Here is a 12319-nt window from a genome sequence, read left to right as displayed (position 1 = left end):
TCTATTTGTAAATATTACTTTTATTTAGCTACAAAATTTGTAGATTGAAAAAAAATGGACTTTTTTTCAAATCACCAAAAGTGTAAAGTACTTTTGGGCAAATATGAAGGATGCCCTTTTTTATTATCAGCAAAACCAGTATATCAAAATTTTTTTCGATATGCTGATGATACATTCTTAACAGTGAAAAGTTCAAAATTCAAAGTCAGAAGTTGTTTCGTAACCTTTTGAAATCACAGGGCGGCATATGCCGCCTCGGAAAATGTCGATACTATTAATTTCAGGAGGTTATGAGAACTTACGACTGTCGAGATACATTAAAATTGATGAAAAATATTATTGTTCAGATTTATGAAGTACAGACACCGTCCGAGGCCGAATCCCTTATTGAAATTGGTGTGGACCGCATTGGCAGCATTATTCTTTCGGAAAAGGAATGGAAGGTTCCCCTGATCAAAGAGACAGTCAGCATGACAGCCCAGACACCTGTCATGAGCAATCTGATTCCGCTTTTCAGCAATCCTGATTCAATTTTTCGTGTATTGGATTATTACCGGCCGGATGTTATCCATTTTTGTGAAGCCCTGACAAACCATTCTGGTAGTTCTGAAAGCCGTGAAGGTTTTTGTCCTGCTCCCGAACTGGAAGCCCTGATACGTTTACAGGAAGATGTTAAAAAAAGGTTTCCTGAAGTCAGGATCATGCGGTCAGTTCCCATAGGGGAGCCAGGTATGGCGAATCTTGTGCCCAGCATGGAGATTGCCCGGATGTTTGAGCCGGTAAGTGATTATTTTCTGACAGATACATTGCTTGCAAAGGTTCCGTCCCCTTCCCAGGCTTCGGCTTCGGAACAACAAGGGAGTTCCCCTGAGTCTCAGTCTGTTGACGGATTTGTGGGAATAACCGGTAAAACCTGCGATTGGGATATTGCTGCACAGTTGGTTGAATCAAGCTGTATTCCGGTCATATTGGCAGGGGGAATCTCACCGGATAATGTATCAGACGGTATCAGGCACGTCAGGCCGGCCGGTGTTGATAGCTGTACCGGTACCAATGCCCTGGATGCAGAGGGACACCCCATAAGATTCAAAAAAGACCTTGAAAAAGTAAAACAACTTGTTGAAAAAGTTAGAAACTTGAAACTTGAAACTTGAAACTTGAGATTTGAGATTTGAGATTTGGGATTTGGGATTTGGGATTTGGGATTTGGGATTTGAGATTTGAGATTTGGGATTTGAGATTTGAGATTTGGGATTTGGGATTTGGGATTTGGGATTTGGGATTTGGGATTTGAGATTTGGGATTTGGGATTTGGGATTTGGGATTTGGGATTTGGGATTTGGGATTTGAGATTTGGGATTTGGGATTTGGGATTTGAGATTTGGGATTTGGGATTTGGGATTTGGGATTTGGGATTTGGGATTTGAGATTTGAGATTTGAGATTTGAGATTTGAAACTTGAAATTCGAAACTTGAGTATCCGGAAGCTGTTTTCAAGTTTTAAGTTTCAAGTTTCAAAATAACAAGGAGGATTTTTAGAGATATGTATGAAAGTGGCGACCTGAGAAAAGGTCTTAAAATTCAGATTGACGGAGACCCTTATGTCATTACGCAGTTTGATTTTGTCAAACCCGGCAAAGGGCAGGCACTCTATAAATGCAGATTAAAAAATATGGTGACTGGCGCTCAGTTTGACAGAACTTACAGATCCGGTGAAAAATTCAATGAAGCAAATCTGGAAGAGCTTCAGATGGAATATTTGTATTCAGATGGTGAGCAGTACTGTTTTATGAATACAAGCAATTATAACCAGGAGTTTATGACAGAAGAACAGGTGAGCGAGGCCAAAGCTTTTTTGAAGGAAAACACGGTTTGTAATGTGCTTTTTTTCGAGGAAAGACCCATTGGTCTTTCCCTGCCTAATTTTGTTGATTTGAAAATTACTCAGGCGGATCCCTGGGCAAAAGGAGATACGGCCGCAGGCAGTACAAAACCGGCTACGGTTGAAACCGGCTATGTTTTACAGGTTCCTCCCTTTGTCGAGGAAGGAGAACTTATTCGGATTGATACCCGGACAGGTCAGTATGTGGAGCGGGTGAAGGAATAGGGGACTGGTACGGAAGCAAAGTGGCCTATGTTGACAGATTTTTCCCGTCAAGCAAAACCTGCAATGCCTGCGGACACGTCAGGGATGATCTGAAATTGTCAGATCGTGTGTTTGTCTGTCCGTCCTGCGGTCATAAGGCGGACAGAGACATCAATGCCGCAAAAAACATCAGAGACAACGCCACGTCGGCGTAAAAAACAATACGGTGAGTCCCGCCGGATTTTAAGCCTGTGGAGAACGCAGCTCTGGCTGAAAATTCTTTTTCAGTGAAACTGCCTCTGTGAAGCAGGAAGAAAAAGACAGATTATCACAGATTATCTTAGATTTTTCAGGACGGAAACTTATCAGTTGTCATTTGTCAGCTATGCAGTCTCAGGAAGTTATGACGAAACTACCATGGCTTCCCGCCCGGCAGGTGAGAAGATGACTAGTTGTGGAAATGCACACCCAGCAGATCAAAACGTTTCCGAAGTGTGCGCGGTGCGGCAAAGGAACCCGGCTTTTTTCCCGGACGGGGCGCTCCCCCCTCCGGAAAAACCCGGGTTTCTTCCCTGTCCGCCGTGTCCGCCCTGTGACAGCCTGAAAATTTTTCGATCTGCTGACACTTGGTAAACGCTGATAACTGACAACTGCGTCCTGTTTTATTCAGAATTTTTTTAAGAAATCTTCGGCTTCTTTTACAGATACGCTGATATCCGTAATAAGGGATTCTACTTCGGTTTCGATTTCTCCGACTTCCTGTTTAAGAGTACCTACAGCCTGGGCGTTCAGATTGTGTTTCAGGTAGAGTACATAGTCCCGAAGATTTTTAAGAACAGGATTCATTTTTTTGCTGGCTTTTGTCATTGTCACATGAAGACGGGAATACCGTTTTTTGGCGTCTTTCATGGTCTGTATGCTTTTGGATTTGAGATTTTCGTTGGTTATTTCCTTAATTTCCTTATCCCATTCATTGAAAAGGTCCTGTGAAATTGTCTCAACTGATTCAATTCGTTTATGGACAGCATCGGCTCGTTCTTCACACGCTTCATAATCATCATGAAGCTTATTATAAAATTTTTCAAGATTTCCCCCGGTAAATCCGTAAATCTCCTTAATCCGGGTCAGCACATCCTTAAATTCCTGGGCTGCTTTTTCTTGTTCATTGTGAACCTCTTTTACCTCATCTTTAAGCAGATGCCGTTTTTCCTTGCCCAGCTTTTCCCATGCCGCATAATAGGCTTTCTGACATCCGCAGGTGATCATGGCAAGCAATAATGTGGTGACCAAGACATATCGCAGATAAGTATTGAGCATAATATTCTCCTTTTTTATTTAAATTTATTTTTTAATGCAAATTAAATCCAGTATCACACTGTTTCTTTTTTTAAAAGAAGAATTTTTGGGGGTCCTTATATATACTTGAGTTTTCGAAAAATAAAATTTGACAAAATATCTATTTGATTTTGTTAGATAATAAAAATTATTTGATTTTGCTGAATTTTGGCATAAATTTTAAATTTCAACAAATTCAATCGATTAAAATGTCAAGAACTCTTTTTCGAAAATCCAAGTATATAAACGGCCATGAGCTGCCGGTCACAACGAACGATGAAAGTTTTATGGTTTTTCCTGACACTTAACACCTGACACTTTCATATAAACTAAGGGATTACCCCAAAAATAAAATACCCGGAAATATAGAAATGTAGGGTGGGTGGAGCGAAGCGGAACCCACCGCACTACTAATAACTAAAATGCCCGATCATCTTTTCCAGAAATGTAGGGTGGGTGGAGCGAAGCGTAACCCACCGCACTTCAGTTCTGGGTGGTATTTTTCAGTCCCGGAGGGACGAATGAAAAAAGCCCGGCAATTTATTGCCGGGCTTTTTTATTCAGAAGCGGGTTCAGTTAGGGAACTCGAAATAAACAATATACCCGATACAAAAAATGTAGGGTGGGTGGAGCGAAGCGTAACCCACCGCACTTCAGTTCTGGGTGGTATTTTTCAGTCCCGGAGGGACGAATGAAAAAAGCCCGGCAATTTATTGCCGGGCTTTTTTATTCAGAAGCGGGTTCAGTTAGGGAACTCGAAATAAACAATATACCCGATACAAAAAATGTAGGGTGGGTGGAGCGAAGCGGAACCCACCGCACTTCAGTTCTGGGTGGTATTTTTCAGTCCCGGAGGGACGAATGAAAAAAGCCCGGCAATTTATTGCCGGGCTTTTTTATTCAGAAGCGGGTTCAGTTAGGGAACTCGAAATAAACAATATACCCGATACAAAAAATGTAGGGTGGGTGGAGCGAAGCGGAACCCACCGCACTTCAGTTCTGGGTGGTATTTTTCAGTCCCGGAGGGACGAATGAAAAAAGCCCGGCAATTTATTGCCGGGCTTTTTTATTCAGAAGCGGGTTCAGTTAGGGAACTCGAAATAAACAATATACCCGATACAAAAAATGTAGGGTGGGTGGAGCGAAGCGTAACCCACCGCACATTTCCGGGTATTTTATTTTTGGGGAAATCCCTTATGCAGCTTGGGTTGAGAAACAAAACCCAACGTCAACGAATGACCATAAAAATGTTGGGTTTCGTTCCTCAACCCAACCTACATGAAGTAAATGCCTTCGGGACGCGAAGCGTCTCGGACACAGGACGCGAAGCGTCTCTTCTACATTCCCACGCGAAGCGTCACTGCCATTAAGTTAAGGAGCATCCGAAGTGACAAAAACAGTTTCCGGCGAGGGTGCGAAAAATAATTTTCGCACTCCGGAAGCTTAACTTAATGGCAGTGACGCGAAGCGTCTCTTCTACATTCCCACGCGAAGCGTCACTGCCATTAAGTTAAGGAGCATCCGAAGTGACAAAAACAGTTTCCGGCGAGGGTGCGAAAAATAATTTTCGCACTCCGGAAGCTTAACTTAATGGCAGTGACGCGAAGCGTCTCTTCTACATTCCCACGCGAAGCGTCACTGCCATTAAGTTAAGGAGCATCCGAAGTGACAAAAACAGTTTCCGGCGAGGGTGCGAAAAATAATTTTCGCACTCCGGAAGCTTAACTTAATGGCAGTGACGCGAAGCGTGGGAACGAGATAATGAGATATATTTTGCTTGTTCTAACTTTTTGAGCTGCTGAACATGTGACTGACACGAGTTGACATGAGTTTTTTCCTGGGTTATAGGGTGTTAGAAAGCGTTTTCGTATCCGGAGAATGTAACATTTGATTTTTATATGCTGGCCTATTTTTTAACGGAGGAAAGTGACATGTATTCTCATCTTTTTTCAGCTTTTGAGGTCGGAGGACTGAAACTAAAAAATCGTCTGACAATGGCACCGCTGTATCTGGGGTATGCGGGTAAGGGCGGCACGGTAAGCAGGCTGCTGACCGACCATTATCGCCTTATGGGACAAAGCGGTGTGGCCATGGTGGTGGTGGAAAATGCCACGGTTGACCATCCTGTGGGCAGCGGTTCGGACAGAACATTGCGGGCAGACACGGACGACAATCTGGAAGGCTTGAAACAACTGGCTCAGACTATTAAACAGGGAGGTGCGCTGGCCTGTTTGCAGATCAACCACGCGGGACGTTTTGCAGGTATTTCCGAACCTGTAGCGCCTTCTGCTGTGGAGACATTCGGCCGTATGCCCAAAGCCCTGAACAAATCAGAATTGAAGCTTATCAGAGACCGGTTCGCGGAGGCCGCACTCAGGGTCAGAAACGCGGGATTTGATATGGTGGAGCTTCACGGCGGCACAGGCTATTTGCTGGCTCAGTTTCTCTCACCCGGAACCAACAAAAGAGAGGATGAGTACGGCGGATCACTGGAAAACCGCCAGCGATTTGCTCTGGAGGTTGTCGCGTCGGTCAGGGACGCTGTGAAAGATTTCCCCGTGGGATACCGGTTTCTCGCGGACGAATGGCTTCCCCAGGGTCTGAAGCTCGAAGAATCAAAGCTGTTTGCCCGGAACCTGGCGGACGCGGGCGTGGCCTATATTTCAGTGATGGGCGGAACATATGAATCCTTTTTTCTGCCGGAAATTGTGGAAAAATCAAAAAAAGAAGGATATATGACGGACCTGGCCGCGGCCATTAAAAAAGAAGTCAGCGTTCCGGTGATAACCGCGGGCCGTATTGCCACGGGCGCGCTGGCTGAGGAAATAATCGCGCGGGGAGATGCTGATCTGATTGGTCTGGCCCGGCCCCTGTGGACGGATCCTGAATGGCCCGAAAAAGTAAGACAGGGCAGAGAAAAAGATATTTTGCATTGTGATCCGGAGTGCGGTGACACCTGTATTCAGTTGGTAATGAAAAGAAAACCTGCTTTTTGTGTGCGGTGGTCCCATGAAAAAATGAAGACGTGGAAGGCAAAATTTGAATAAGTCAGGTTTCAGCAGATCAAAGGAGTGCCGGAATGAAATTTCAGCACTCCTTGGGGTTAATTTTCGACCCGCTGGCACCTGGGCGATGTCCAAGAATAAACATACTGGTTTGTAGTTCCGTGTTTAGGCGGTGTGACACCGCCTAAACGCGGAACTACGAACTAAAAAAATATGCCGCCGGCATGTTTTTTCCGGAAATCGCCTCATCAAGATCCTTTTCATTGCAGCGGATTAATTCTGTCCAATACCTCCCCAGACCCGTTCAAAATAAAAATTAAAAATCCGCTTTCAGATGCCTGGTTTAGCAGTTCTTCATACAGGATAGCCTGCACTTCGCATTTTTTTCCTTTTTCAATAACCAGGCTGTTCTGACATCTCAGGGCCTCATCTTTCTCTAAAAAAGTCGGAATAAATGATATATTATTCTCCTCATCCTGCTGTCCCAGCATTTGGGCGTTTGCTTCAGGTTCCTGAATTATAACCCATACCCAGGACTCTTTATCTATTGGTTTGCTCATTCTGATATTCCTTTCTTTAAATTGGAATTATTCATCAACCCGCCTGATGTCCATATGTTCTCTTGCGAGTCTGAGATAATCTCTTACAGGTCTCCCGAATTCTTCAGCGTCAGCCTCGGTGACTTCTCTCTTCATTGAAGCAGGTATGCCCGCCACAAGATGACAAGGACCGACGTGCTGGCCTTCCTTTACCACGGAACCGGACGCGACCACGGAACCTGTTTTTACATGGGCATCATTCAGCACAACAGCATTGATACCAATGAGACAGTTGCGCTCAACTGTGCAGCCATGAACAACGGCATTATGCCCGATTGTCACATTATCTCCGATAACCGCGGGCTTGTCCGTATCCGTATGAACAGTGCAATTATCCTGAATATTCGTATTTTTACCCACTTTCACGGGAGCCATATCCCCTCTCAGAACAGCGCCGTACCACACACTTGCGCCATCTTCGATTTCCACGTCTCCTATGACGGTCGCGGTCAGGGCAATAAAAACATTTTTACCAATTTTGGGTTTTTTCCCTTTGTGTTCAAGTATCATTTTTCATGGCCTGTTGAATTGTCTGCTTAATTTTTGCATAACTGTTTATATGAAAAAGGTGTTAGGTGTCAGGTGTCAGGAAAAATTACAAATTTTTCATGCTTCGTTTTGACCGGCAGTTCATGCCCGTTTATATGAAAGTGTTAAGTGTCAGGTGTTAAGTGTTAGGAAAAACTGCAAAACTTTCATCATTCGTTGTGACCGGCAGTTCATGCCCGTTTATATGAAAGTGTTAAGTGTCAGGTGTTAAGTGTTACGAAAAACTGCAAAACTTTCATCATTCGTTGTGACCGGCAGTTCATGCCCGTTTATATGAAAGTGTTAAGTGTCAGGTGTTAAGTGTTACGAAAAACTGCAAAACTTTCATCATTCGTTGTGACCGGCAGTTCATGCCCGTTTATATGAAAGTGTTAAGTGTCAGGTGTTAAGTGTTACGAAAAACTGCAAAACTTTCATCATTCGTTGTGACCGGCAGTTCATGCCCGTTTATATGAAAGGGGCCAAGGGCCAGCTTTCATCGTTCGCTGTAACCGAAGGTCATATTTGTTTATATGTACGAAAGCCCACTAGTTCAAGTTTTTTCTGTCTTTTCCGCGAAAACGGAAATGGGCTGAAAATGTATAGTATATTATTTTTTATACTAATAATAGATGGTTATCCCTGAATCCGCTCTGAATCAAAAAAAACCTCTGTCGCTCTGGCATTTCTGGTTCTGATGGATTTTGTTGTTCTGCCGAAGGCAAAAAAGAGCGGTCAAGAAAGAAGTCAGTGCGGTGGGTTACGCTTCGCTCCACCCACCCTACGTCCGGGTATTTTATTTTTGGGGAAATCCCCAGGTCTGTTGTCTTGGGATGAACATTTTCCAAAATCCAATACAACCAACTGAATATAAAAGATTTAAATATTTAATAATGATAATTCATTTTATAAAGATTAATTATTTTTTTTATTTTTCTTGCATTCATAAATAAATGTGATAAAAAAAAACTGAATTCAATCTCTCAATTGAGTCAGGATATATTTCACAGTTTGGAGAAAACGCTCAGAATCCTCTGTGAAAGGGGAATGGTGGATATCTCCAAATTTATAATGTATCATCAGATAACCTGATAAGGGGAATGTCCTGATATTAGGAGAAGGGTGAGCTTAACAGTTGCCCACTGGATGGGAAAGCAGATTTTTTATTTTGTTTATCTTGAGATTCAGAAAATTTCAGAGGAGAATGACAATGAAGAAGTTGATGATAGCAGCCTTGGCTCTCGTGTTTGGCCTTTGTGTAACTGGAAATGCGCTTGCTTCTGACAAAGAAGTATGTGAGCAGGTCTGCAAGGACGCTGCCACGATGATCAAGGCAGATATTAATGCTGCTAAAGCGGAGATTAACAAAAAAGATGGAAAATTCGTCAAAGGTTCGATTTATGTGTTTGCAATGAATATGAAAGGTGACATGATCGCTCACCCCATGAAAGCGTCTCTGATTGGCAAGAATCTGATTGATCAGAAGGATAAGAATGGCAAAGCATTTTTCAAAGACTTTGTGGAGCTTGCCAAATCAAAAGGCAGCGGATGGGTGGATTATATGTGGCCCAAACCCGGTGAGGAAGCTCCTTCTGCAAAAAGCAGTTATATCCTGAAAGTTACTGATGATGTGTTGGTAGGAGCAGGTTATTACAAATAGTTCGCCCGCTTTTCACCTCCCCGACCCTGAAAAGAGGAACTGATTTGATTGAGAGATTGGTTTCCTCTCCGTTTAAAGGAAAGCTTATGATATGAACCGGGATGCCACCCGGGCCATGTTATGGACCATGAGAACATTTTCCTGAGAGCTACAAATATGCCCTCCTACGGGGCTTTGTCGGCCGAGACAGACGCTCCCCAGAGCTACAAATATGCTGCCCCTACAGGGCTTTTGAGAAAAAGGAGCGTCGGACTGCATCTTCTGACGCCCCTCTCTCCATGTCAGGAAATTGAGAAAGTCCTCGCCAGATCATTGTCAATGACATAAATACAGACTTCCTTAGCTCCCTGGTTCGTATAACCGCATTTGTTGCACAGATTGTTCATCAGAAAGGTGACATCATCCCGGATTCTTTTGTCATACGTCTTAAAAGTCTCCTCGTCATAGTCCTTGATGGCCTGCCGGAAATTTTCATTCTCAAGAAACGGATCCAGCACCTTTTCCTTGAGATTATAAACATATCGGTCATGCATATCTTTGTAAAGCCGGGTTTCTGTAACAGGTTTTCCTTCAACCAGAATTTCCTGAGTCAGCGTCCGGGAAGTATATTCTTTCTGAGCATCTGCCCGGAAAGTGAGACGCTTGGCCCTTTCTATCCTTGCTCCCAGAAGACGATTCTCAATACTCTCAAAAAAAGCTTCCGTAATCTCAAGTTTTTCGCCGGTAAAATTACAGGTTTCCACTGATCCGGATTCAAAATTAACCGCAAACAGATAATTTTGTATATCCCTGGATATCTGTTCTTCATTGTAATAATAAAGCGATTCCTTAACTTCCTGCAAGATCATGTAATTATACATACGAAGCAGAGCATCCAGAAATCCCCGGGGCATGGAGTGACTCAGATCCTTACGGATTTTGGTGAAAAAGGTGCATAAGGTATTCATATTGATAAGTTTGTCGTCTCTGGCATACGCGGAGTAAAACTCATTGAATATCTTAATGGCATCCCGTCCGGAAAATCCCTTGATCCCCTCTGTTTCCGATTCTGCAATGATCTTTCGCCTGCGCTTTGCTGTAAACCGCTTCCTGTCTTCTTCAGACAGCCATGTGGGGATATGTCCCGTGTAGATCTCCATTTTAAGCAGTTGCAGGTTTTCATCGCAATAGAGATAGTATTTTTTCGGGTCCTTAATCCATTCAAGCATGGCCTCGGATTTGATATTGAGCCGTGTGGAGATAATTGCCCTGGCGAAATTGTGAAGAACTCTCGGAAGGAAGCTTTCGTCAATATGACCGCCGAAAATATTGCGATAAATATCAACCTCCGTGTTCAGGTCCAGAACATATGGAATATGGACATATTCGATTCTGTCTGAAAAAGACTGACCCTGGATATTCTTTTTGTCTTCAGGATTCATAAGCGCCATCAGAAGCGAATTCACGTTTTCCTCAATATCCTCAACCTTGTGAACGCCCTCGCTGATAATGTTGTGGAGCTCGATCAGCCGTTCCACATTGTGGGTTTTGATGTCCATGAGCGCATAAATACCGTTATTGGTCTTGGCATAGCGGGAGAACAGATATTTCACCTGATTGCTGTCCCTGAGAAGACTGTTTATCCGTTTTTGGAGCATCGGATTGGTAAGGGGAACCGGCTTCATGGATTTGTCCCCGGGGTTAAAAACACTGATGCCTTCCCCGAGGCGTCTGTTAAACCGGTAAGGGCGGGCATAGAGCATTTTAAACACATCCAGCGGACTGTTCAGCCTGTTCTGTAACGATTCGTACAAGGAACTGCATATGGTACAGGGATTGTCTTTGAAGACCCAGTCATATTCTTTGTCCGTGAAAAGTTTCCACTTAAATTCATCATTCATAAACAGTTCGTCAAAAAACTGACGCCGGTATGGCTTGGGAATCATCAAAATGGGATGATCATGGCTGGGACAGGGAACCTCGATGTAATCTTCCGTGAGATGGGGAGATGTCTGTTCATCAAAGAATTCATCCGAGTCCTGAGACGAATGCAGCATGTTGTGTCTTCTGACAAATCCGTCTTCATCTTTTACAGGGTGATCCATCATCTGAAACATCTTCTCAAAAATGGCTTCATTGAAATTGCCCAGTACTTTCCGATTCAGGCGCCATACCGCCTCATAACGTGATCCGGCTTCTGTGTTGGTATATTCCTCGAATTTCATGAGCAGATTATTCAGGAAAGTACTCTTCCCGCATCCCGGAGGACCGTCAAAAATATAAATTTTGTTTTGCTGCGCGCCGCGTTTTAAGGATTCAACAAGATTCATCAGCCTGTTGGCAAAGAGCCTGTCTGCAAAAAACGGGTTGTCAGAGCCTTCGACAAACAGTTTCCTGCAATCGTAATAGACAAAATTAATGGACTCGGGGTCATTCGGATACTCATCAAAGCCCTCATTCACATAGGTCTTCATCATATCATGGAAGACCTGAAAAACGTCGCGTATCACGGCGGAGGGCTTTTCGCTGAGTATTTTAAGAAACTCCTCAAAAGGGATCGGAGACCGCTGATCTCTCTCGCTCATGCTGCGATCAAGATGCCGTATTGCTTTTTTGATATTTTCCATGGCTTTTATCCAAATCGTTGATAAGTTACGGGTTTGGGGAGTTCTGAAATTTTTAGGATTTCAGAACTCCGAGATTTTTTTAAGCTACAGCTTTCTTTCCGGACGACCTCCGAGGTTTGCGAAGCCTCGCAGGTCGGTTGAATTTATTATTTTTTTCCAAACAGATATTTTTCAGAAATTCCGATCTGAACAAATCATTTGCGGAAACGTTTTTCTCAATTTGTTTAAGCGGATAAGGCTTCTTCATCCGAGAAAATCATTTGTTCAGGACCCGCTTTTTTCACAGGCGAATTCAACAATATTCTCTTTTTTTAAAGACGCGGATTCCTGAAACCCGGGTTGTCCTGTCAATTTCCATAAGCGCTGTGTTTATCTGTTCAATTTTTTCAAATGGTTCGCCGGACGCTGTGGTGATTTTCGTCAGGCTTTGTTTGGCGCGCTCATGCTCGGCTCCTCCTTAAAAAAAGACTATGACAGGATAACTTTCTCCTCCAATCCTC

The 12319-nt window shown here is 43.5% G+C and carries 10 protein-coding genes; 6 read left to right on the top strand and 4 right to left on the bottom strand.

The features are described from left to right. The first annotated feature begins 290 nt into the window (after window positions 1–290). The 4 genes from dnm_RS13365 (at window position 291) to dnm_RS13350 (ending at window position 2301) form a co-directional block, all read left to right on the top strand. Complete coding sequence (locus tag dnm_RS13365; protein WP_207683135.1) at window positions 291–1154, top strand: phosphoribosylanthranilate isomerase; 864 nt, start codon at window positions 291–293, stop codon at window positions 1152–1154. 87 nt (window positions 1155–1241) lie between these two features. Then, window positions 1242–1427, top strand: coding sequence for a hypothetical protein (locus dnm_RS13360; protein ID WP_207683134.1), 186 nt, complete (start codon window positions 1242–1244; stop codon window positions 1425–1427). A gap of 116 nt (window positions 1428–1543) precedes the next feature. Continuing rightward, window positions 1544–2107, top strand: a complete 564-nt coding sequence (gene efp, locus dnm_RS13355; RefSeq protein WP_207683133.1) for an elongation factor P — start codon at window positions 1544–1546, stop codon at window positions 2105–2107. Next, the gene (locus dnm_RS13350; RefSeq protein ID WP_276571900.1) at window positions 2104–2301 is read left to right on the top strand and encodes a zinc ribbon domain-containing protein; all 198 of its coding nucleotides are present in this window, start codon (window positions 2104–2106) and stop codon (window positions 2299–2301) included. The genes efp and dnm_RS13350 overlap by 4 nt, the downstream gene beginning before the upstream one ends. Window positions 2302–2752: 451 nt before the next feature. Here dnm_RS13350 and dnm_RS13345 read toward each other — a convergent pair whose 3' ends face one another. Further along, the gene (locus tag dnm_RS13345; RefSeq protein WP_207683131.1) at window positions 2753–3403 is read right to left on the bottom strand and encodes a DUF2959 family protein; all 651 of its coding nucleotides are present in this window, start codon (window positions 3401–3403) and stop codon (window positions 2753–2755) included. A gap of 1949 nt (window positions 3404–5352) precedes the next feature. On the opposite strand from dnm_RS13345, the gene dnm_RS13340 reads away from it, so the two are divergent. Next, a complete protein-coding gene (locus tag dnm_RS13340) occupies window positions 5353–6468 on the top strand; it encodes an oxidoreductase (RefSeq protein ID WP_207683130.1) in 1116 nt (371 codons plus the stop codon). A 218-nt stretch (window positions 6469–6686) separates the two neighbouring features. On the opposite strand, the gene dnm_RS13335 is transcribed toward dnm_RS13340, so the two are convergent. Next, window positions 6687–6986, bottom strand: coding sequence for a hypothetical protein (locus dnm_RS13335; protein WP_207683129.1), 300 nt, complete (start codon window positions 6984–6986; stop codon window positions 6687–6689). Between the two features lie 27 nt (window positions 6987–7013). Next, window positions 7014–7535 carry a gamma carbonic anhydrase family protein gene (locus tag dnm_RS13330; protein ID WP_207683128.1) on the bottom strand — a complete coding sequence of 174 codons (522 nt, stop codon included), beginning with the start codon at window positions 7533–7535 and terminating at the stop codon, window positions 7014–7016. 1228 nt (window positions 7536–8763) lie between these two features. Here dnm_RS13330 and dnm_RS13325 point away from each other — a divergent pair. Then, on the top strand, window positions 8764–9213 hold the full coding sequence (locus tag dnm_RS13325) for a cache domain-containing protein (RefSeq protein ID WP_207683127.1): 450 nt from the start codon (window positions 8764–8766) through the stop codon (window positions 9211–9213). 281 nt (window positions 9214–9494) lie between these two features. Here dnm_RS13325 and dnm_RS13320 read toward each other — a convergent pair whose 3' ends face one another. Next, window positions 9495–11819 (bottom strand): serine protein kinase PrkA, encoded by a 2325-nt coding sequence (locus dnm_RS13320; RefSeq protein WP_207683126.1) that lies wholly within the window; start codon window positions 11817–11819, stop codon window positions 9495–9497. Window positions 11820–12319 lie beyond the last annotated feature (500 nt).

The organism is Desulfonema magnum, assembly GCF_017377395.1.
GTDB lineage: Bacteria > Desulfobacterota > Desulfobacteria > Desulfobacterales > 4be13 > Desulfonema_C > Desulfonema_C magnum.
Note: the sequence above shows the minus strand (reverse complement) of the source record. Positions and strands in the feature narration are given on the sequence as shown.

Coding starts and splice junctions, on each gene's coding strand:
- dnm_RS13330 (WP_207683128.1), bottom strand. CDS start 7,535: ATGATACTTGAACACAAAGGGAAAAAACCCAAAATTGGTAAAAATGTT.
- dnm_RS13365 (WP_207683135.1), top strand. CDS start 291: ATGAGAACTTACGACTGTCGAGATACATTAAAATTGATGAAAAATATT.
- dnm_RS13345 (WP_207683131.1), bottom strand. CDS start 3,403: ATGCTCAATACTTATCTGCGATATGTCTTGGTCACCACATTATTGCTT.
- dnm_RS13340 (WP_207683130.1), top strand. CDS start 5,353: ATGTATTCTCATCTTTTTTCAGCTTTTGAGGTCGGAGGACTGAAACTA.
- dnm_RS13335 (WP_207683129.1), bottom strand. CDS start 6,986: ATGAGCAAACCAATAGATAAAGAGTCCTGGGTATGGGTTATAATTCAG.
- efp (WP_207683133.1), top strand. CDS start 1,544: ATGTATGAAAGTGGCGACCTGAGAAAAGGTCTTAAAATTCAGATTGAC.
- dnm_RS13325 (WP_207683127.1), top strand. CDS start 8,764: ATGAAGAAGTTGATGATAGCAGCCTTGGCTCTCGTGTTTGGCCTTTGT.
- dnm_RS13320 (WP_207683126.1), bottom strand. CDS start 11,819: ATGGAAAATATCAAAAAAGCAATACGGCATCTTGATCGCAGCATGAGC.